This is a genomic window from Flavobacterium aureirubrum, assembly GCF_038739835.1.
In the GTDB taxonomy this organism is placed as follows: Bacteria; Bacteroidota; Bacteroidia; order Flavobacteriales; family Flavobacteriaceae; genus Flavobacterium; species Flavobacterium aureirubrum.
Genome location: NZ_JBCGDO010000020.1, coordinates 34,587 through 55,705, shown reverse-complemented (window position 1 = coordinate 55,705; position 21,119 = coordinate 34,587). Strand labels below are relative to the sequence as shown.

19 protein-coding genes and 1 pseudogene are annotated in these 21,119 nt (G+C 35.8%); 16 read left to right on the top strand and 4 right to left on the bottom strand.

The window, feature by feature from the left end:
• Positions 1–3,427: pseudogene (locus WFZ85_RS13140) on the bottom strand (hypothetical protein); the annotation flags it as partial.
• 154 nt (positions 3,428–3,581) lie between these two features.
• Between WFZ85_RS13140 and folE the strand changes: the two are divergent.
• The 4 genes from folE (at position 3,582) to lgt (ending at position 7,158) form a co-directional block, all read left to right on the top strand.
• Positions 3,582–4,253 (top strand): GTP cyclohydrolase I FolE, encoded by a 672-nt coding sequence (folE, locus tag WFZ85_RS13135; RefSeq protein WP_342696755.1) that lies wholly within the window; start codon positions 3,582–3,584, stop codon positions 4,251–4,253.
• A gap of 166 nt (positions 4,254–4,419) precedes the next feature.
• A complete protein-coding gene (gene cysS, locus WFZ85_RS13130) occupies positions 4,420–5,901 on the top strand; it encodes a cysteine--tRNA ligase (protein WP_342696754.1) in 1,482 nt (493 codons plus the stop codon).
• A 5-nt stretch (positions 5,902–5,906) separates the two neighbouring features.
• Positions 5,907–6,158 (top strand): membrane protein insertion efficiency factor YidD, encoded by a 252-nt coding sequence (gene yidD, locus WFZ85_RS13125; protein ID WP_342696753.1) that lies wholly within the window; start codon positions 5,907–5,909, stop codon positions 6,156–6,158.
• A 73-nt stretch (positions 6,159–6,231) separates the two neighbouring features.
• Positions 6,232–7,158: a prolipoprotein diacylglyceryl transferase gene (gene lgt / locus WFZ85_RS13120; protein WP_342696752.1), complete on the top strand. Its 927-nt coding sequence runs from the start codon at positions 6,232–6,234 to the stop codon at positions 7,156–7,158.
• Positions 7,159–7,207: 49 nt separating this feature from the next.
• On the opposite strand, the gene WFZ85_RS13115 is transcribed toward lgt, so the two are convergent.
• Together WFZ85_RS13115 and WFZ85_RS13110 are read right to left on the bottom strand one after the other, a co-directional pair.
• Complete coding sequence (locus WFZ85_RS13115; RefSeq protein ID WP_342696751.1) at positions 7,208–8,245, bottom strand: RluA family pseudouridine synthase; 1,038 nt, start codon at positions 8,243–8,245, stop codon at positions 7,208–7,210.
• Positions 8,235–8,852 carry a PASTA domain-containing protein gene (locus WFZ85_RS13110; protein WP_342696750.1) on the bottom strand — a complete coding sequence of 206 codons (618 nt, stop codon included), beginning with the start codon at positions 8,850–8,852 and terminating at the stop codon, positions 8,235–8,237. The genes WFZ85_RS13115 and WFZ85_RS13110 overlap by 11 nt, the downstream gene beginning before the upstream one ends.
• Positions 8,853–8,958: 106 nt before the next feature.
• Here WFZ85_RS13110 and WFZ85_RS13105 point away from each other — a divergent pair, with 106 nt between their 5' ends.
• The 6 genes from WFZ85_RS13105 to WFZ85_RS13080 all read left to right on the top strand — a co-directional run bounded on the left by WFZ85_RS13105 (position 8,959) and on the right by WFZ85_RS13080 (position 14,495).
• Positions 8,959–9,933 carry a D-alanine--D-alanine ligase gene (locus WFZ85_RS13105; RefSeq protein WP_342696756.1) on the top strand — a complete coding sequence of 325 codons (975 nt, stop codon included), beginning with the start codon at positions 8,959–8,961 and terminating at the stop codon, positions 9,931–9,933.
• A 34-nt stretch (positions 9,934–9,967) separates the two neighbouring features.
• Entirely contained in the window at positions 9,968–10,192 is a 225-nt protein-coding gene (locus WFZ85_RS13100; protein ID WP_342696749.1) for a DUF433 domain-containing protein, read from the top strand.
• Positions 10,189–10,530, top strand: a complete 342-nt coding sequence (locus tag WFZ85_RS13095; RefSeq protein WP_342696748.1) for a DUF5615 family PIN-like protein — start codon at positions 10,189–10,191, stop codon at positions 10,528–10,530. The genes WFZ85_RS13100 and WFZ85_RS13095 overlap by 4 nt, the downstream gene beginning before the upstream one ends.
• 23 nt (positions 10,531–10,553) lie before the next feature.
• Positions 10,554–11,021, top strand: coding sequence for a pantetheine-phosphate adenylyltransferase (coaD, locus tag WFZ85_RS13090; protein WP_342696747.1), 468 nt, complete (start codon positions 10,554–10,556; stop codon positions 11,019–11,021).
• 109 nt (positions 11,022–11,130) lie between these two features.
• Entirely contained in the window at positions 11,131–12,657 is a 1,527-nt protein-coding gene (locus WFZ85_RS13085) for a carboxypeptidase-like regulatory domain-containing protein (protein WP_342696746.1), read from the top strand.
• Between the two features lie 107 nt (positions 12,658–12,764).
• A complete protein-coding gene (locus WFZ85_RS13080; protein ID WP_342696745.1) occupies positions 12,765–14,495 on the top strand; it encodes a M14 family metallopeptidase in 1,731 nt (576 codons plus the stop codon).
• 4 nt (positions 14,496–14,499) lie between these two features.
• Here the strand turns inward: WFZ85_RS13080 and WFZ85_RS13075 are convergent, their stop codons facing one another.
• Positions 14,500–15,105 carry an NUDIX hydrolase gene (locus WFZ85_RS13075; protein ID WP_342696744.1) on the bottom strand — a complete coding sequence of 202 codons (606 nt, stop codon included), beginning with the start codon at positions 15,103–15,105 and terminating at the stop codon, positions 14,500–14,502.
• 7 nt (positions 15,106–15,112) lie between these two features.
• On the opposite strand from WFZ85_RS13075, the gene pyrE reads away from it, so the two are divergent.
• From pyrE to WFZ85_RS13045, 6 genes are all read left to right on the top strand, one after another.
• A complete protein-coding gene (gene pyrE, locus WFZ85_RS13070; protein WP_342696743.1) occupies positions 15,113–15,754 on the top strand; it encodes an orotate phosphoribosyltransferase in 642 nt (213 codons plus the stop codon).
• Positions 15,755–15,858: 104 nt separating this feature from the next.
• A complete protein-coding gene (locus WFZ85_RS13065) occupies positions 15,859–16,251 on the top strand; it encodes an SRPBCC family protein (RefSeq protein WP_342696742.1) in 393 nt (130 codons plus the stop codon).
• Positions 16,252–16,554: 303 nt separating this feature from the next.
• On the top strand, positions 16,555–18,327 hold the full coding sequence (locus WFZ85_RS13060; RefSeq protein WP_342696741.1) for an AMP-dependent synthetase/ligase: 1,773 nt from the start codon (positions 16,555–16,557) through the stop codon (positions 18,325–18,327).
• Positions 18,328–18,342: 15 nt separating this feature from the next.
• Positions 18,343–19,395 (top strand): proline iminopeptidase-family hydrolase, encoded by a 1,053-nt coding sequence (locus WFZ85_RS13055; protein ID WP_342696740.1) that lies wholly within the window; start codon positions 18,343–18,345, stop codon positions 19,393–19,395.
• Positions 19,396–19,730: 335 nt separating this feature from the next.
• Complete coding sequence (locus WFZ85_RS13050) at positions 19,731–20,351, top strand: hypothetical protein (RefSeq protein ID WP_342696739.1); 621 nt, start codon at positions 19,731–19,733, stop codon at positions 20,349–20,351.
• 301 nt (positions 20,352–20,652) lie between these two features.
• Complete coding sequence (locus WFZ85_RS13045; protein ID WP_342696738.1) at positions 20,653–21,018, top strand: hypothetical protein; 366 nt, start codon at positions 20,653–20,655, stop codon at positions 21,016–21,018.
• The last annotated feature ends 101 nt before the right edge of the window (positions 21,019–21,119 follow it).

Genomic DNA, 21,119 nt, shown 5'->3' with positions numbered 1-21,119 from the left:
GTATTTCTGGGATGGTAGTGGTTAAATCAAAGGTCTCAAAGCCCGCAATACCGGTGTAATCACACAAAGCATAAGGCGATGGGGTCGTGGCTTCGGGTGTCGGGTCAACGATTAGTTGGAGTTGGACAATGTTAGCGCAACCGGTTAGGGTGAAAAATACTCGTACATACAATGTTTGTACATTGGGCTCGATATTTTCATAAGGACTGCTTAATGGCGGTACGGCTCCTATTAGCGCATTGGTTTCTGTTTCGTAAAAACTTACTGAAACGCCTGCGGGTAGGGTTCCTCCTGCTATCTCATTGATAACACTATTCAAATCAAATACACCAAAGCCATCGTTGTTTGGGTCGCAGTAACGCAACGGTTGTGGGGTTACAGCCAATGGTCCTTGGGTAACACGCAATAATTGTGTGGTAGTTGCATAACAGCCTGTGGTGGTATTCTCTACGCGCAGGTACACAATTTCATTGTCTGTTCCTGTATAGGTTAGCGGGGTTTGTATCGGATTGGTTTCATTTTGTGCATCAAGTAGGGTGTTGTGGTAGGTAATGATTAGCCCAGTAACACCGCCGGTAACTACGTCTTCGTTTATAGAAAGGTCAAACAATGCTTGGGTGCTTACACCGTTGCTGCATTGGAATATCGTGGCTGGTGCCGTTACTTGGGGTAATGGATTGACTACTAAATTAAACGAGCTTACCGTGTTGCATCCCGTTGTCGTGTTGCGGATGTTAATCCATATTTGTTGTGGATTGCTGGTGTTGGTATACGTATTTGGTAGTGGGTTACTTTGACTTGTAGCCTCGGCTTGGGTAGCGTAATAGCTAACCACTACATTGGTTTGTCCGTTGGCTATTTCGGCTGTTTTGGTGTTTAATATGAATGGTTCTGTGTCGTCTCCTGGGTTATTGGTATCGCACAACGCATAATCTGTTATTACTGGATTGGCCAATGGCAATGGGTTGACAATCAATTGTAATGACGTCGTGGAAATACAACTGGGAGATCCCACAAAATAGGCTCTTACATCTAGTGTGAATATTCCAGCATTATTCAAGTTACAATATGGACTCGACTGAGCAAAACCACTTGCAGTAGTTTCATAAAACTCAACAACGATATTTGGATTGCCACCAGTTATCTCATTTATCTTAGTCGTCAAATCAAAACATGCTATCCCGTCGTTATTATTACTGTCATCACAAACTACTAAAGGACTAGGAGTAACTATCGTTGGTGCGGTGTTTACCGTTACTACTGCTGAACCCGTTTGTGGCTGGGAACAGGTGGAGGCACTTCCTTCTTGAACGCTAACTAAAGTATAGGTAAACGTACCAAAAGAGGACGTTGGCACATTAATTACAGCCGTATTTCCACCACCAGAAGTTACTAGCGGTGCCTGAATAGCATTATTTATAGTATACACAAAAGTATAAGGTCCAACGCCATTAGCTCCTGTAAATACCAATTGTGGTGCTGTTGCATTTAAACAAGTAGCCACACTTCCTGATATTGTTGCTGTAGGCAATGGATTAACAGTGATAATAGCCGTTCCTGTTTGATTTTGAGAACAAGATGGTGTTCCTGAACTTTGAACGCTTACTAAAGAATATGTAAATGTACCAGGAACAGAAGTAGGTACGCTTAAAGTAATACTATTTCCCAAAGTTGTTGTTATAGTAGGTTGCACCACATTATTAATAGCATAAGTAAAAGTATACGGCGCTGTTCCATTAGCACCAGTCAAAACTACAGAGGGATTTCCGGCATTTTGACACACTGTTGTTGTACCAGTAATAGAAGCTGTTGGCAACGAACGAACCGTCACAGTTGCTGTACCTGTAACAACTCTTGAACAAGAAGTTGCAGTATTGGTAACACTTACCAAACTATATACTGAATTTGCGGTAAGATTAGGAGTAGTTACAGTAGTAGTGCCAGTGCCATTTAAAACAATAGTTTGATTAGCACCTGCATCAACAGTATAGGTAATTGTTGCATTGGGCGTACCATTAAACGTTATTACGGCATTGGTACCAGAGCAAATCGCAGTGGTTCCTGAAATAGTTGCCGTAGGCAATGGATTTACAATTAGTTGAAAAGTAGTCGTACCAAAAGTCAATGGGTTTGCAATTTCCTCTAATCGCACAAAAATGGTTTGGGGATTGGATGTATTCACAAAAGCACTAATTGGACTAATAGCACCTGTATCATTATCAGCAGCAGCTTGCGTTAGATGGTAGGTTACTATGTAATCGGCTGGATTATTGGTCCCAAGAACAATTGCTGTTTGGGGCGCAAAATTAAAAGATGCCGTTCCGCTACCCAAGGCACTTTCGCATAAGGTTAAATTGGGTGGTTGTACCGGAGTGGCGTTACAATTTATGTAGCCAACAGTAAATGTAAATACAGATATACAGCCACTAGAAGTAGGACCATTATCGGTTACTGACATAAAAATAGTGGCACCCGCAGCAGGTGCAACATAAGATGCAGCATTTGGAATGGAATTATCTAAATTTTGAGCACCATTAGCAGTGGTATGAAAAAATATTTCATAATTACTTGGCGTTAAACCTGTACCATTAAAAATATTGGCCACAGCAGTATTAAGATTAAAACTTGGAATATTGCTACACTGCGTTAAATTTGTAGGAGGATTTATAGGTGGTGGAGCACTAAAAGAAACTGTTGCAGTGGCAGTGGCATTGGCAACGCAACCTGGTTTATTAACAACAACAGTATACGTTCCTGGCTGCGTAACCGCAATGGACTGCGTATTTCCAGGGATTGGACCTGTTACAGAAGAAGACCATTGATAGCTTGTCGCCCCTGCAATTGTTGCTGTTAATATGGCTTGTCCACCGGGGCATATCACTTGATTGGCTAATGAAAGCGGACAAATAATATTACAATCAGTGGCACCTGCACCTGCTTGTCCTGCATTTGTTTGTGTAACGGTGATATTACCCGCTTGTCCACTAAAATTGGTAAGTAAAACAACATAAACATCCCCAACCACAGCATTAGCTATGGTAAAGTTCTCCACGGCAGCCGCAGAAAAACTACAGCTAACACTTGTGGTTGGATTTAAATTTGCTGGTCCGCATACAGGTCCCGAAAAAGGTCCCCATAAAATATAATCTACATCAATTGGATTACCGGCATTAGTAGCTTGTGAAATTTGGAAATTAATAGTTCCCGCAACACCAATTTGCATGTAGAACCATGCAGGATTGGGCTGACTTCCCAAACACTCATAATCAATACCCGCTTCAGCAGCTGTACCAGTTGAATTTGGGAAAGTTAATGCCGATCCACCCGCACAAAAAGCATCACTAGCAGCACAATTTGCACCTTGACTAAAAGCTAAGTGCGTGGTTAAAAGAGTAATAAATATGTAAAAGATATAAAATTTCTTCATTTTAATAGCATTTTAAGGAGCGAAAAGTACATAATTTTAGCAAATAATTAACTTAAAATTTACTTTTTTTTAAATGAAAATAGACTTCACAAGAGTTTGATTTAATTAATTATATTTGTATTCTTAAAACAAACCGCAATTAAATAAGAAATTAATGATAAATAACAATTATAATAGTGATGAATTAGGAGATAATCATATTGCCACGAGCGCGCAAAACCCATTAAGAAATGATGCTTTTGAATTATCAGATGAAAAAAAAATAGAACTCATAAAAGCGGATGTTGAGAACATCTTGAGAACACTTGGTATGGACTTGACTGATGACAGCATCAAAGGCACTCCCAACCGTGTGGCGAAAATGTTTGTAAAAGAAATTTTTGGCGGCTTACATCCTAATAAAAAACCCAATTCCTCTACCTTTAAAAACAACTACAAATATGGCGAGATGCTAGTAGAAAAAAACATTACCCTCTACTCTACTTGTGAACATCATTTATTGCCCATTGTGGGCAGAGCTCATGTAGCTTACATATCCAACGGTACCGTTGTTGGTCTTTCAAAAATGAATAGAATTGTTGATTATTATGCCAAAAGACCGCAGGTGCAAGAACGATTGACTATGCAAATCGTGCAGGAATTGCAAAAGGTTTTAAACACCGAAGATGTGGCCTGCATTATTGATGCTAAGCATCTTTGTGTCAATTCAAGAGGAATTCGTGATATAGAAAGTAGTACGATAACTTCTGAATTTGGTGGTAAATTTAAGAATGAACAAACTAAAAGAGAGTTTTTGGATTACGTGAAATTTGATACTCAATTTTAACAGTAACCGATATTAATTAGCCCTGATTACTTCACACTGCTTTAATCTTTTATCGTAGTTCAATGAATTACATTTGCAGTGAAGATTCTTTTCTTTTTTAAAGAAAAGATGGTAACGAAAAGCAGGAAATAGCTTCTGAAATAAATTTAGAATAAATCAAAAAAAAATGCAACTTATTAAAAATAATTCTTTGAAAATATACAATTCGCTCACGGGTCAAAAAGAACTTTTCACGCCGGTTCATGAGGGCAACGTAGGCATGTATGTTTGTGGTCCGACCGTGTACAGCAATGTTCACTTGGGGAACGTTAGAACATTTATGTCGTTTGATATGATTTTTAGATATTTGCTACATTTAGGGTATAAAGTACGGTATGTACGCAATATCACCGATGTGGGGCATATAGTGGACGATGTGGATGACGGAGAAGATAAAATTGCCAAAAAAGCGCGTGTCGAACAACTAGAACCTATGGAAATTGTACAACGTTATACCGTTGATTTTCATCATGTTTTAAAACAATTTAACTTTTTACCGCCAAGTATTGAGCCTACAGCCACAGGTCATATCATTGAACAAATTGAAATCGTAAAGCAAATTATCGATAAGGGATTTGCTTATGAAACCAATGGTTCTGTATATTTTGATGTGGTAAAATTTAATGAAACCAATCATTACGGAAAGTTAAGCGGCAGAAATATTGACGAAATGTTAGCCAATACGCGCGATACGGATGGTCAAAGCGATAAAAAGAATCCTCAAGATTTTGCCCTTTGGAAAAAAGCCGAACCCGAACATATTATGAGATGGCCTTCGCCATGGGGAATTGGTTTTCCGGGTTGGCATTTAGAGTGTACTGCAATGAGCACCAAATATCTGGGAGAAACTTTTGATATTCACGGTGGTGGGATGGATTTGAAATTTCCACATCATGAGTGTGAAATTGCTCAGAATGAAGCGTGCACTGGTCATAGTCCTGTTAACTATTGGATGCACGCCAATATGTTGACACTAAATGGTAAAAAAATGTCGAAATCGACTGGAAATAATATTCTTCCTGACGAAATTTACAATGGTGGTAGCCCTTTTTTAAGTAAAGCTTTTTCACCCAATGTGGCGCGCTTTTTTATGATGCAAGCACACTACAGAAGCATTCTTGATTTTACCAACGATGGCATTGTTGCGGCTGAAAAGGGCTTCAACCGCTTGATGGAAGGATTGGAAATTCTGAAAAATTTACAACCTAGCAATACTTCCACACTTGATTTGCATTCCTGGAAACAAGACTGTTATGATGCCATGAATGACGATTTTAATACGCCTATTTTGATTGCTAATTTATTTGAAGGTATTCGATTTGTCAATGTGGTTAACGATGGAAAGGAGAGCTTAAACGCCGATGATTTAAAAATGCTGTCAGAAACACTGCATACTTTTATATTTGATGTTATTGGCATTAAAAATGAAAGAAATAGTTCCAATAATGCAGACAAATTAGAAGGTGTTGTTGAAATGCTTATTACGATGAGAAAAGAAGCTCGAGCGAATAAAAATTTCCAATTATCGGATGAAATTCGTGACAACCTTTTGGCATTAGGAATACAATTAAAAGACGGTAAAGAGGGAACTAGTTTTAGCATTTCATAAGTTCGATGTTAAAGAAAATTATCATAGCGCCCTTTTTATTCTTAATCTATTTTTACAAAATTGTACTTTCTCCTTTAATGCCTTCTACTTGCCGATTTCAGCCTACGTGTTCCAGTTATTTTATTGAAGCTTTAAAAGTACATGGCGTTTTTTATGGCACTTATTTGGGTATTGGTAGAATTGCGCGTTGTCATCCGTGGGGAAAAAATGGTTACGATCCTGTGCCAGAGAAAAAATGTAAGCACCAAAGAATTTGATCCTATTTTGTCTGCTTTTTGCAACAATTAACTATTTTTACATCTAATCTTTAATCAAATAAAAGAATTGACCATGATTTGGAATCCATCAGAAGGAATAAATATAGGTTTCTTTACTATCCGATATTACAGCTTAATGTTTGTAATTGCCTTTGGTCTAGGTTGGTATATTATGAAACATATCTTTAAAAAAGAAAATGAACCCATAGAAAAACTAGACACTTTATTTATTTGGACTGTGGTAGCAACCTTAGTAGGTGCTAGATTAGGACATGTGTTTTTTTACGATTGGGAATATTATCGCAACAATTTATTAGAAATTTTACTGCCTTTCCGGTTTAGTCCCGAGTTTGAATTTACAGGGTTTCAAGGTTTAGCCAGTCATGGTGCTGCTATCGGAATTATTGTAGCCATGTATTTTTATAGTACTAAAGTTATTAAAAGACCTATTCTTTGGGTTTTAGATAGAGTTGTAATTCCAGTTGCAAGTGGTGCTGTTTTTGTTAGAATTGGAAATTTTTTCAACTCCGAAATATACGGTCATGTTACTTCAAAAGATCATTTTTATGCGGTGAAATTTCTTAGAGAAGATGACTATTGGGATACGCATAGTTTATTTCAAATCACAAACAATCCCGATAAAAATGAAGCTTTCAATCTCATTCAAAATGACCCTAAGTTTGTAGATATTTTAAATCAAATTCCGTATCGACATCCAGCGCAGTTGTATGAAGCAAGTATGTATGTAATTGTTTTCCTTATTCTTTTCTTTTTGTATTGGAAAACTAAAACCGCAGAAAAGCATGGTTTACTTTTTGGTTATTTTTTAATTTTACTTTGGTCTGTACGATTTATTGTAGAATATGTAAAGGAAAGTCAAGGCGGCATTGAAGAAACTTTTGGTCTATTTACCACAGGACAATGGCTCAGTATCCCTTTTATTTTGGTGGGTATTTACTACGTTTTTGTTGCCGAAAAACCGGTTGCAGATAAAATTTAAAAAATAGTATAAGATACTAAAAGTCTCAATGAAAATTGGGACTTTTTTATTACTCTTCCTCAGTGGTATGTGAGTGTGAATAACTTCGCCATTTTTCAATACAGCCTTTCATGTCTTGCGGCAAATCAGTGTCAAATCGCATAAATTCGTTTGTAGTAGGATGTACAAAACCAAGTGTCTTTGCGTGTAACGCTTGCCTTGGCAATGTTTTAAAACAGTTGTCTATAAATTGCTTGTATTTAGTAAAAGTGGTGCCTTTTAAAATTAAATCTCCACCATATCTCGCATCATTAAATAAGGTATGACCAATATGTTTCATGTGCACTCTTATTTGATGCGTTCTACCTGTTTCTAATTTACACGAAACCAAAGTAACATATCCAAAACGTTCCAAAACTTTATAATGAGTAACTGCATGTTTTCCGATTTCTGGATCGGCAAAAACAGCCATTTGCATTCTATCTTTCACGTGACGTGCAATATTACCTACGATTGTTCCTTCATCTTCTTTCACATTTCCCCAAACTAAAGCAATGTATTCGCGTTCGGTAGTTTTATCTTCAAATTGCTTAGCCAAATGCGTCATAGCAGCTTCTGTTTTAGCAACGACCAATAATCCCGTAGTGTCTTTATCAATTCGATGTACTAATCCTGGTCGCTCACTTGAGTTTAATGGCAAATTTTCGAAATGATAAGCCAATGCATTCACTAAAGTTCCTGTATAATTTCCGTGACCGGGATGCACTACTAATCCTGCTGGTTTATTGATAACCAACAAAGCATTGTCTTCGTAAACAATGTCCAAAGGAATATTTTCGGGATAAATATGATTTTCAAATGGAGGATGTGATAACATGATACGCACCACATCAAACGGCTTAACTCTATAATTCGATTTTACCGGCACATCATTCACCCAGATATTTCCTTTTTCTGCCGACTGTTGGATTTTATTACGCGTAGCATTTTCAACCAGCGACATCAGAAATTTATCTACACGAAGCAACGATTGTCCTTTGGGAGAAACAAATCGATGGTGCTCAAATAATTCTTCTTCTAATTCTGAAATTTCTTCGTTATGGCTCATCGGTAGGCATAATTTCAGTGGAGTCAACCGCTGTTGAGTCAATAGTTTCTTCGAATGTAATTTTTCCGTCACCAAGTACTAAATCTATTTTTGATGACTTTAATACTTTATCACCTGCTTTCAAAATTTTTCCGTTCATTCTAATCTCCAGTACCATGTCTTTTCCTAAATAGGGCTTATAAATTATAGTTCCTTCCTGTAAACCAACCGCTTCAAGTGTCGGCACTGCTTGACGATAGGTTTTTTCAATTAAATCGGGAACGGTAACCATGGTATAGGTTGATGCATTGATCTTGATATAAATTTTCCTTCCTTCTTTAACCTTTGCTCCTGCTTTTGGTTCTTGTTCTACAATCGTTAATTTAGGAAACTCGGGTTTAAAGTCTACCGTGTCCAAAATTATATAATCCAAATCTACAGCGCTTAACTTTTCTTCGGCTTGTTCGACCGATAGTTTACTTAAATCAGGCACTGCTATTTCTTGTCCGTGACGCGTTGTGTAGGTCAACCAATGAAAAAAAAGATAAGCAACCCCAGCAAAAATCGCCATAGCTGCCAATACTTGTGCAAAAAATACTTTGCTGGTTAAATACGAACGTAAACTCATAGATAATTTTAATTTGAGCAAAGATATAAAAAACATAAAGGTTATTGGTTTGAAAAAAAATGATAATTTTGTTAAACATAATCCTTACCAAAAACAACAATTATCTATGAAAAAAGTGGCCATCATCATGGGCGGATATTCCAGTGAATATGAAATCTCTCTCAAAAGCGGGAATGTGGTTTATCAATTTTTAGATAAAACAAAATTCAACGGATATCGCATTCATATTTTTAAAGAAAAATGGGTTTATGTTGATGATGATACTATTGAATATCCTATTGATAAAAACGATTTTTCGGTGACTGTAAACGGTTCAAAAATTACTTTTGATGTGATTTTTAATGCAATACATGGTACTCCAGGTGAAGACGGATTGATGCAAGCCTATTTTGAATTACTAGAAATTCCGCAAAGTTCGTGCGATTATTATCAGGCAGCGTTAACCTTTAACAAACGTGATTTATTGTCGGTTTTGAAGCCTTATGGTATCAAAACGGCCACTTCCTACTATTTGAATTTTGGAGACGAAATTCATGTAGATGAAATTTTAAAAACAATTGGATTACCATGCTTTGTAAAACCCAACAAATCGGGTTCTAGCTTCGGAATTTCGAAAGTAAAATCGAAAGACGAATTTTTACCTGCTATAGCGACTGCCTACAAAGAAGACAACGAAATCATTATTGAAAGTTTTTTGGATGGTACCGAAGTTTCGGTTGGTGTAATCAATTATAGAGGAGCGATTACCGTTTTACCCATAACAGAAATTGTTTCAGAAAATGACTTCTTTGATTATGAAGCCAAATATCTTGGAAAATCTCAGGAAATTACACCCGCTAGAATTTCACCAGCCATGGCAGAAAAAGTTTCGGCTGTAGCCAAAAAAGCATATGAAGTATTGAAAATGAGCGGTTTTTCTAGAAGTGAGTTTATCATCGTTAATGACGAACCACATATGCTAGAGATGAATACTATTCCGGGTTTAACCACCGAAAGCTTAATTCCACAACAAGCTGCAGCAGCGGGAATTTCACTTACTGATTTATTTACCAATGCCTTAGAATTGGCATTGAAGCAGTAATTATATTTTAGTTAACTTTGTAAAAAGTAAAATTATGATTGACTACAGAAACTACATTACTATAAATGCTGAAGTTAGATTTGGAAAGCCAATCATCATTGGAACTCGGATAAGTGTTTATGATGTTCTAAATTGGTTAGCTAATGGGCTGTCGATAAAGGAAATTATTGATGATTTTCCGGAGCTTAACGAGAACCAGATAAAAGCATGTCTCTCCTATGCAGCAGACAAAGAACATAAAACGCGAATTGCATCGTGAGGCTACTTTTTGACCAAAATATATCCTTCAGAATTATTTCAAAAGTTAAAGAAACTTTTCCTGAAGCTAAGCAAGTCAAACAACTCGGAATAGAAAATTATTCTGATATTGAAATTTGGAATTTTGCCAAAAAAAATAATTATACGATTGTTACCTTTGACTCTGATTTTTTTGATGTTGCAAATATTAAAGGACATCCTCCAAAAATAATTTGGCTACGAATAGGAAATACAAATACTAGTATAATTGCCGATTTAATCAATAAAAAAAATACAATTATTTCAGATTTTATATCCGCTAATGAATATGCTGAAATAGCTTGTTTGGAAATCACCTAAAGATTCAATCAATACTATCAACAATGAAAAGAAAAGCAGTTTTCCCCGGTTCATTTGACCCAATAACTTTAGGTCATTTTGATATCATTAAAAGAGGTGTTTCACTATTTGATGAAGTAATTGTAGCTATTGGAATCAATGCCGATAAGAAATACATGTTTACTTTGGAAGAAAGAAAAAAATTCATTGAAGACGCTTTCATGGACGAACCAAAAGTAAAAGTGATCACTTATGAAGGATTGACAATCAATTTATGTCGAAAGTTAGACGCTGAATTCATTTTGCGTGGGTTGCGAAATCCAGCCGATTTTGAATTTGAAAAAGCCATTGCACATACAAACAGAAAGCTCTCTCAAATAGAAACTGTTTTTTTACTAACTGCCGCCAAAACTTCCTATATCAGTTCCACTATAGTTCGAGATGTTATTAGAAACGGTGGTGATTATACCGTTTTAGTTCCCAGTACAGTAATAGTGAAGTCTCACAAATAAACTGATTTCGGTAAAACAAGCTATTCCCAAATTTGAGTTAAAAATCATGAGCCGTTAAAATGTTTCTATATTTTGGCTTTACTTTTTATTTCTAAAACAACAATAACATATGAAAATCATCAACTACTCGTCATTTAGTATAATGTTACTTTTTTGTCTTCAAATTTCGGTAGCCCAAAATATTTCGGGAAAAATAATTGACTCTCAAACAGGAGAAAGTATTCCTTATGCCACCATTATCGTAAACAATGCTGAAAATCTGGTTTCCAATGCTGAAGGATTATTTACGTTGTCTGAAAAAAGCAGTGATGCGAGTACCATCTTAATCATCTCTTATATTGGCTACGTTAGTCAAAAACTTTCGGTGGAAGCACTTGTAAAACAAGAAAATACTATCAGGCTTCAAGCGGGAATTATCGAACTTAATGAAGTAAATGTTTCCAATAAAAAACTAAACCCTTATGAAATAATAGCCAATGTAAAAGCCAATATTAAAAATAATTATGCTAAAAACAGCGTTCCGAAAAAGGACCTGATTTTTTTCAGAGAAATCAACAATTTCAAACCCGCAGTCTTGGATGTAGAAATTGATAAATCTTCTGGATTTTCGAAAGAAGCATTAAAAAAAGCCAACGCACAAATGACCGCTTTCACCTCAAAATTAATTTCGCAACCACCACGTGAATACACCGATATCTTGTGTAATAACTACTCCTACCTTACCACGAAAGATGATAAACCTTATTATTTATCTAAACTAGAGGTTTTAAAAGCGACCAAACTTAAAAATGAAAATAGTTCCACATCATTAGAAGAATTACAAAAATCGGCTACTGATATTATTTTAACGCACCTTGACACGACAAAATATTACCGAGTAAAAAGTGGGCTTTTTGGTTCGCGAGATACTATTTCGCTTCGCAAAGATTTTAACAAAAAGAAAAACAACAAAACTAAATCAAATCAGCAAACGGCGACCAAATCTAATATATCCTCTTTTTTATTAGAAAATAGTATTACGAATATCACAAAATTTAGTTTCATTCATGATCCTGAAGCCTATAATTACATTTTTGAACGCGCTACCTACACCAACGAAAACGAATTTGTGTATGTTTTGAGTTTTACGCCCAAAAAAAGCAGGGCAAAATATAAAGGTAAATTATACATTTCCGAGTCAGATTTTGCTGTGATAAGAGCTGATTATAAACTAGAAGATGGTAAAAAAGTGAGTGGTATTAATTTGAAATTTCTGCTTGGTGTTAAAGCTTTTGAAAATGTGAGTACAGGAACGGTTATTTATAAAAATAGTCCTGTGGGAACGGGTTATCACTTGCAATATGCGGCGCACGAAGCTGGACAATATATCTACGTAAACCGACCTTTAAAGTTTATCGAATTAACTGATAAAGACAAAGATGTTGTAGCTTTTGACTTAATGATCGAAGGAAATACCAACGAAAAAAGAGAATACCTTAACATCAATCGCTCCGAAAGTACTGAAGCTTTTATAGCAAAAGTAACCGAAGAGGATTTTAAATTTATCAACCTCAAATCGTATGACCCAAAAATTTGGAAAGATTACAACGGCATTGAACCGATTGAAGAAATGAAACAATTTAAAGCAGTCGATTAGCAAAAATCGACCGCAGTTTTTAACCGGTTTTCTTACTTTTTAAGCTTATCGCTATGTCACATTAGCTGCTGAATAGTGTTATATCTGAAAACAAAACTAAATTATCCATGCGTTCGTTTACACTCCTTTTTTTCTTTGTAGGTGCAATAACGCTGTGCCAAGCTCAAAATAACTTTCAAACTTTTTTTGAAAAAGGCAACGGCAACCAATCAGTAACCTATGAAGAAACGATTTCTTTTTACCGAAAGTTAGACGCTAATTTTAAAACCATTCAAATGCAAGAAATGGGCCTAACCGATAGTGGCGAACCCTTACATATTGTTATTTACAACAGCGATAAATCCTTTGATTTTGCCAAAATATCAAAATCCAAAACAGTACTTTTAATAAATAACGGCATTCACGCTGGCGAACCTGACGGCATTGATGCTACCATGCAACTATTCAGGGATATTGCAGTTGGAAAAATAATTGTTCCCAATAACATTGTGGTAGTAGCTATTCCGGTGTACAATATTGGTGGTAGTCTAAATAGAAATAGCACTTCGAGAGTTAATCAAAATGGTCCTGAAGACTATGGTTTTCGTGGCAATGCGAGAAACTATGATTTGAACCGCGATTTTATCAAATCGGATACCAAGAACACTAGAAGTTTTGTTGAAATCTTTCATTCGGTAAAACCTGCGGTATTCATTGATAATCATGTGAGTAATGGCGCTGACTATCAGTATACATTAACCTACATAATGACCGAACCAAAAAAGTTAGGCAGTGCGCTGGGCGACTTTATAAAAAATGATTTTACGCCTGATTTACTTAAAAAATTAAAAGATAAAAAAATACCTGCCACTCCTTATGTTAACGTATGGAACGGCACACCTGATCAAGGTTTTCAGCAGTTTTTTGATAGTCCGCGGTATGCAACAGGTTATACTTCGCTATTTAACTGCCTTGGTTATGTCGTGGAAACACACATGCTCAAAAACTACAACGACCGCGTAAAAGTGACCTACGATTTTATGGTTGCCGCCATCGAAACCACCGCCATTAAAGCCATTAGCATTAAAGCAAAACAACTGGAAAATGAAATCCAATTTCAAGCAGGAAAGCGCTATACTATTCAATGGAAAATTGATACCACACAGGTAACGCCAATCTCTTTTTTAGGCTATGAAGGCAATTATAAAAAAAGTGATGTTACCACAGGAGAACGTTTGTTTTATGACACAAAAAAACCATTTGATAAAAAAATTCCATTTTTGGCCGAATATAAATCGGTGAAAGAAATCTTGATTCCTCGCTTTTACCTCATCCCAAAAGGACAATGGCCTATTATTGATTTGTTAAAAAACAATAAGGTTCACTATTCGCAGTTGCCAAATGATACCATAATTGAAGTTGAAAGCTATAAAATTGCCGATTATCAAACGAGTAAAAATGCCTACGAAGGCCATTATTTACATTACAACACAAAGGTTACTGCAACTACACAAAAAATAGCTTTCAAAAAAGGCGATTATTTAGTAAGCACCAATCAAAAAGGAGTGAAATACCTATTGGAAACATTAGAACCTGAAGCCATAGACAGTTTTTTTAATTGGAATTTTTTCGATACCATACTTCAACAAAAAGAAGGCTACTCGAGTTATGTATTTGAGGATTTGGCCAGTGATTTCTTGAATAAAAATCCCGATTTACGATTGCAATTGGAAGAAAAGAAAAAAAACGACCCCAATTTTGCTAAAAATCCTGAAGCACAATTGGATTGGGTTTACAAAAACTCACCTCATTATGAAAAAGCGCACTTACAGTATCCCATTTATCGGGTTGTGAAGTAAAACACTATTTATTGAGATTGAGCTCTTCTTCAAAAAGTAGTTTGATATTTTCATACGAATTTTTCAAAGCGTCTTTCACTTGCTCTGGATTGAGCCATGCTACTTTTTCAATGCCCTCGTTGGCTTGGCCAATTGGGTTTCCTTCAAAGTTGGTGTGCATTTCAAACCAATGGGTCACTTTTAGTTTATACTTTCCGTTGCGCTTAAAAATATGATAGGTCTTTTGCAATTTATGCGACAATACTAGATTGGAAACTCCTGTTTCTTCCTCTACTTCTCGTAGGGCAGTTTCAGCAATACTTTCGCCTTTTTCGATACCGCCTTTGGGTAAATCCCATTTTCCGTTTCTAAAAATGAATAGTACGTCGCCATTTTGATTATAAACTAGTCCGCCTCCGGCTTTACAAACGGGTATTTTCGCTTTTACCTTCTTTAAAATAGCTTTTTCATCAGGATAATACAAATAGGCTTTCTGAATTTTGTTTTGAAATATTTTGATGATGATTTGCTCAATATCAACACTTTCTAGCAAAAACAGCTGAAAATCGGTCTCTTTGGCGATTTCATTTGTTAAAAAAAGGGGTTTGTCGTTGACAAAAACTTTATACATTTGTACTATGATTTTTAATAAAGATACAGCCGAAAAAACAGCCGAATTGCTTTTACAAATAAATGCAATTAAATTGAATTCCAAAAATCCTTTTACGTGGGCTTCGGGTTGGCAGTCGCCAATTTATTGCGACAACCGACTAATCCTTTCATTTCCAGCGATACGAAATTATGTTAGAGAAGAATTTTCTAAATTAATTGAAAAAGAATTTGGAAAACCTGATGTAATAGCTGGTGTTGCTACTGGTGCTATTGGCATTGGGATTTTAGTAGCCGAATACATGGGCTTACCGTTTGTATATGTGCGACCTGAACCTAAAAAACACGGGAGACAAAACCAAGTGGAAGGCTTTTTACAAAAAGGTCAAAATGTAGTAGTCGTCGAAGATTTAATCAGTACTGGCAACAGTAGTTTAGTGGCTGTTGAAGCGCTAAAAGAAGCAGGCGCCAATGTGAAAGGCATGGTCGCTATTTTTAGTTATGGCTTTGATGTAGCTATTGAAAATTTCAAAAAAGCAAATGTTGATTTACATACTTTAGCCGACTATGAACATTTATTGCTTTTGGCTGTAGCCAAAAATTATATCACCGAAAAAGAATTGTCCACGTTGCAAGAATGGCGGAAAAATCCATCGACTTGGAATGTTTAATAGACTAATAGATGATTGACGGATAGATGATAGACGGTTATAGAATAGCATTTTTATCTATTATCTCTTAGTCTATTATCTTTAATCTTAAAAAATAAAAAACTATGAATTTAGAAAGTCCAAAAGTTACCGTTCCACAATCAGCGGAATATTTATTCAACGCTTTATCTGACGTTAAAAACTTTGAAAAACTAATGCCCGAGAATATCGCCAAGTTTGAAGTATTGGGCGATGATATTTTTAATTTTGGATTAAAAGGCATGCCCGAAATCAAATTAAGACTTAAAGAAGGTGTTCCACATTCTAAAGTAAATCTTGCTGCTGCTAGCGATAAATTGCCCTTTACTTTGGTAGCCAACCTTGATAAAGTTTCGGATACCTCAACTGATGTTCAATTGCATTTTGAAGGTGAATTCAACCCCATGATGGCCATGATGATTAAAGGTCCAATTAGTAAGTTTATCGAAACATTAGCAGAAAACATGCAAAAGCTATAAGCTATTAATGTAGCTAATCAACTTTTTGCTTTATACAATGTGCTACAATTGGTCGGATTGTAGTATAAAGAGCTACAAGATGACCAACAGTGTATCCACCTGTTGGTTTTTTTTAGTATTACAATACAAACCTTGGTGTGGCTATTTCATCGTTGTTACACTTCTACTGCCCAGACAATCCAAAAAAAAGTGATAAAAAATAGGCTTACATTTTGCATATTTCTTAATATTTTATCAAAATTTTAAATAAAAATTGTCAATAAGGGTAGTATTAATTATTTTGCATCGAAATTAAACAAGACCATGATGAAAATTACCCGTTTGTTCGACTTTCCCTACTACCAGTTAGCAAAGAATAATATTCCAAACTGTTTAGTAACCAAATACGATGGTGTTTGGATTCCCACTTCTACACAAGAATACCTGGATAAAGCCAATGCCATTTCTAGAGCTTTACTGCGTTTAGGTATTGAAAAAAACGATAAAATAGCCCTTATTTCCTCTAATAATAGAACCGAATGGAACATCATGGATATTGGAGTCCTTCAAGTGGGCGCACAAACCGTTCCTATTTATCCCACAATTGCATCAGAAGATTACGAATACATTTTAAACCATTCAGAGTCTAAATTGTGTTTTGTTTCAGACCAAGTAGTGTATGATAAACTCATCGCCGTGAATCAAAACATACCGTTACTGATGGATATCTATTCGTTTAACGACATTGAAGGTTGCAAAAATTGGAAAGAATTACTTCAATTGGGCGATGATAACAGTAATCAAGACTTGGTAGAAGAAAGAAAAAACAATGTAAAAGCGGAAGAATTGGCCACTATTATTTATACCTCTGGAACTACAGGTAAGCCAAAAGGCGTGATGCTTTCGCATAACAATATTGTCTCTAATGTGCTCGACAGTGCTTCCAGAATACCCTTTGAAGAAGGCACAAGCGTGGCCTTGAGTTTTTTGCCTGTTTGTCATATTTTTGAACGAATCATTCTATACATCTATCAGTATTACTCGGTTTCTATCTATTTTGCTGAGTCTATAGAAAAACTTTCTGATAACATCAAAGAGGTAAAACCTACTGTTTTTACTGTTGTCCCTCGATTGTTAGAAAAAGTATACGACAAAATCATTGCTAAAGGCGAAGACTTAACGGGTATTAAAAAGAAATTATTCTTTTGGGCTGTAGAGTTAGGATTAAAATATGAACCTTATGGTGCTAACGGGTGGTGGTATGAAACCCAGCTTAAACTCGCCCGAAAACTCATTTTTAGTAAGTGGAAAGAAGGACTAGGTGGCAATTTAAAGGTTATGGTTTCGGGTAGCGCTGCTTTGCAACAACGACTAGCACGAATTTTTACTGCCGCTGACATGCCTGTAATGGAAGGCTACGGATTGACTGAAACCTCACCAGTAATTTCTGTTAACGACATGAGAAACGGACTTTTTAGAATAGGAACAGTAGGCAAAGTAATTACCAATGTAGAAGTCAAAATAGCCAATGATGGTGAAATATTGTGCAAAGGTCCAAACGTGATGATGGGCTATTACAAAGGCGAAACATTGACCAACGAAGTTATTAAAGATGGTTATTTTCATACAGGCGATATTGGTGAGATTGATGCCGATGGCTTTCTTCGAATTACCGACCGCAAAAAAGAAATGTTCAAAACATCAGGAGGAAAATACATTGCGCCGCAGATTATTGAAAATGCCATGAAACAATCGCTTTTTATAGAACAAATTATGGTCATTGGCGATGGCGAAAAAATGCCTGCTGCGTTTATCCAACCTAGTTTTGATTTTATTAGAGAGTGGGCTAAACGCAAGAATTACAATATTGGCAGTACCAACCAAGAACTAATAGCGAACCAACAAGTGATTGACCGCATTGAAAAAGAAGTCGAAAAATACAACGATAAGTTTGGCAGTTGGGAGAAAATAAAACGCTTTGAACTCACGCCCGAAGTCTGGTCTATTGAAGGCGGACACCTTACTCCAACTATGAAATTAAAACGTAAAATAGTTAGAGAAATTTACAAACATTTATATCAAAAAATATACAGCTAACTTCTACTCTCACTCATGACAACATCTCGTTTGCTCCTCGCCTGCTTTTCTTTCCTCTTGTTACTAGGATGCCAATCCAAAACTACTGAGGATTCTGTTAGACTAAATTATCTTGACTATTCTAAAAGCGATGATCAGGCTACAGGTGGCATTAGAATGATACCAATCTCAACACCCGCAGGGAATTTTAAAGTCTGGACAAAGCGTGTGGGCAATAATCCTAAGATAAAAGTATTGCTGTTACATGGTGGTCCAGGCGGAACTCATGAATTCTTTGAAAGCTTTGATGGCTATTTTCCTAACGAAAGTATAGAATATATCTACTATGACCAACTGGGTTCTTACTATAGCGATCAGCCAAACGATAACAGGCTTTGGACCAACGAACGGTTTGTGGAAGAAGTAGAACAGGTGCGAAAAGCATTAAAGCTCGATAACAGCAATTTCTATTTACTAGGGCAATCTTGGGGTGGAATCTTAGCTATGGAATATGCCTTAAAATATCAGAAAAATTTAAAGGGATTGATTATTTCTAACATGATGGCTAGTGCACCAGCGTATAACAAGTATGCCGAGGAAGTACTTGGACCAAAATTAGACCCTACCGTTTTTGCTCAAATAAAAGCATTTGAAAAAAACAAAGAGTATACTAATCCAAAATACATGGAGTTGTTGATGAACCATTATTATACCGAACACATACTTCGTAAACCCGTTAACCAATGGCCTGAGTCAATCAACAGAGCATTTAAACATTTAAACCCTGCGGTATATGTTTATATGCAAGGACCAAGTGAATTTGGTATTACGGGTGATGCTACATTAAAAAATTGGGATGTGACCCAGCGGTTGAAAACTATTTCGGTTCCTACATTGGCTATTGGTGCACAACACGACACCATGGACCCAAAACACATGGAATGGATAGCCAACGAAGTTCAAAATGGTCGGTATTTGCACTGCCCTGACGGGAGTCATTTATCGCAATATGATGATCAAAAACACTATTTCCCGGGTGTGATACAATTTTTAAAAGACGTGGATAATGGCACGTTTAAAAAATCATAATCCTAATAGAATATAGCTTCGAAGCGGTATTCTTTGACTTTTTAAGCGACTTATTAAGTTAAAACGAAAGCTATTTTTTCCTTTTTAAAAACAAAACAGGAAACCATACGTAAACAATACTTAAAAGTGTTCGCTTTACTATTTTGCACCACAAGAAAACTTTTTTAAAACGGTATGTATCTTTTGCTTTCTAGCAACGCTACTATACTTTTTAATGGTACACATATTAACCAGTACTTAAAATCAATACATTTACGTCCACGTTTAACCAAAAATAGTTCGTAGATTAATGCCTGTTGTAAGCTATTTTTTTTAGTTAAATAGAGAATTCTGTTATGAAAGTAAAATTTACATTTTTTTTGTTTTTAATAGCACTTACCTGTAACTCACAAAATAGTTTCGAAGGAGCAGTTTATTTTCATTTAAAATTCACATCAAAAGATTCTATTCAAAGCAGTAGAATTGAAAAAGAAAACAAGTTCAAAGTAAAAAAAGGCGACAGTATCAAAATGCTTTACTCTAGATTTGGACACATCAAATACCAACATTTAAATAGCGGAGAAACTGGAATTGATTACTATTTAATTTTATCAAACGGAACTAGATACAGAAAACTAAAATCAGGTAGTATTGACAACCCTTCAACTAAAGTAAGGTTCATTGGAAAGTTCAAAGCTGAAAATCAAATTGTAATGGGAATAAGCTGTGAATGTTATCAATACCAATATAAAACAGCGAAAAAAAAATCGCTAACAGAAACCTTCTGTTTCAGTAAATCATCGCCAGTTTTAGACTATAAACTATTTGGCTTACAATCAAATATTGCAGACAGAGATTTTTTTGAAACTGCTGAGCGTCCTTATTTAAAATATACATTTGAAGCAACAAATTATAAAATAGAGCAAACAGCTTATAAACTGCAGATTGAGAACTTACCGCCAGAAGAGTTCAAATAGAATAATCTGCCCACCGACAGTTTTATTTTTGCATACGAAAAATCCGTTTCGCGCTACAACAGTTTCTTTTTAGTATAAACGGAAAAGGATTTTTTTTACACATCTTGCAGCATAGACCAAAAAATTAACCAATCACTGCTTAAATTAAGCGTTCATTCCTTAAATTAAGAATTGACTCCTTAAATTAAGGTTTCATTGCTTAAATTAAGCTTTGACTCCTTAAATTAAGGGTCACTACTCTTAATAACAGGCTTTTTGCCTCTTCGAAGAGGTTTTTTACTTCGTCAAAGAGGTTATTTGCTTGCTCGAAGAGGCTTTTTGCTTCTTCGAAGAGGTTATTTACTTCCTCGACGAGGTTTTTTACTTCGTCAAAGAGGTTATTTGCTTGCTCGAAGAGGTTATTTGCTTGCTCGAAGAGGTTATTTACTTCCTCGACGAGGTTTTTTACTTCGTCAAAGAGGTTATTTGCTTGCTCGAAGAGGCTTTTTGCTTCTTCGAAGAGGTTATTTACTTCCTCGACGAGGTTTTTTACTTCGTCAAAGAGGCTTTTTGCTTCTTCGAAGAGGTTATTTGCTTGCTCGAAGAGGTTATTTACTTCCTCGACGAGGTTATTTACTGCGCCAGCGGAATTGTTAGCAGCAAATTAGGGCTAGCAACAAGGGCTTAAAAACCTTAAATTTTATTACTAAACTACTGGTAAACAGTAATGAAATCGATGAAACAGCTACAGTTAATTTTGATACGGTTAAGCCTACAGATTATGTTGCT

Coding starts and splice junctions, on each gene's coding strand:
- folE (WP_342696755.1), top strand. CDS start 3,582: ATGATAAATAACAATTATAATAGTGATGAATTAGGAGATAATCATATT.
- cysS (WP_342696754.1), top strand. CDS start 4,420: ATGCAACTTATTAAAAATAATTCTTTGAAAATATACAATTCGCTCACG.
- yidD (WP_342696753.1), top strand. CDS start 5,907: ATGTTAAAGAAAATTATCATAGCGCCCTTTTTATTCTTAATCTATTTT.
- lgt (WP_342696752.1), top strand. CDS start 6,232: ATGATTTGGAATCCATCAGAAGGAATAAATATAGGTTTCTTTACTATC.
- WFZ85_RS13115 (WP_342696751.1), bottom strand. CDS start 8,245: ATGAGCCATAACGAAGAAATTTCAGAATTAGAAGAAGAATTATTTGAG.
- WFZ85_RS13110 (WP_342696750.1), bottom strand. CDS start 8,852: ATGAGTTTACGTTCGTATTTAACCAGCAAAGTATTTTTTGCACAAGTA.
- WFZ85_RS13105 (WP_342696756.1), top strand. CDS start 8,959: ATGAAAAAAGTGGCCATCATCATGGGCGGATATTCCAGTGAATATGAA.
- WFZ85_RS13100 (WP_342696749.1), top strand. CDS start 9,968: ATGATTGACTACAGAAACTACATTACTATAAATGCTGAAGTTAGATTT.
- coaD (WP_342696747.1), top strand. CDS start 10,554: ATGAAAAGAAAAGCAGTTTTCCCCGGTTCATTTGACCCAATAACTTTA.
- WFZ85_RS13085 (WP_342696746.1), top strand. CDS start 11,131: ATGAAAATCATCAACTACTCGTCATTTAGTATAATGTTACTTTTTTGT.
- WFZ85_RS13080 (WP_342696745.1), top strand. CDS start 12,765: ATGCGTTCGTTTACACTCCTTTTTTTCTTTGTAGGTGCAATAACGCTG.
- WFZ85_RS13075 (WP_342696744.1), bottom strand. CDS start 15,105: ATGTATAAAGTTTTTGTCAACGACAAACCCCTTTTTTTAACAAATGAA.
- pyrE (WP_342696743.1), top strand. CDS start 15,113: ATGATTTTTAATAAAGATACAGCCGAAAAAACAGCCGAATTGCTTTTA.
- WFZ85_RS13065 (WP_342696742.1), top strand. CDS start 15,859: ATGAATTTAGAAAGTCCAAAAGTTACCGTTCCACAATCAGCGGAATAT.
- WFZ85_RS13060 (WP_342696741.1), top strand. CDS start 16,555: ATGATGAAAATTACCCGTTTGTTCGACTTTCCCTACTACCAGTTAGCA.
- WFZ85_RS13055 (WP_342696740.1), top strand. CDS start 18,343: ATGACAACATCTCGTTTGCTCCTCGCCTGCTTTTCTTTCCTCTTGTTA.
- WFZ85_RS13050 (WP_342696739.1), top strand. CDS start 19,731: ATGAAAGTAAAATTTACATTTTTTTTGTTTTTAATAGCACTTACCTGT.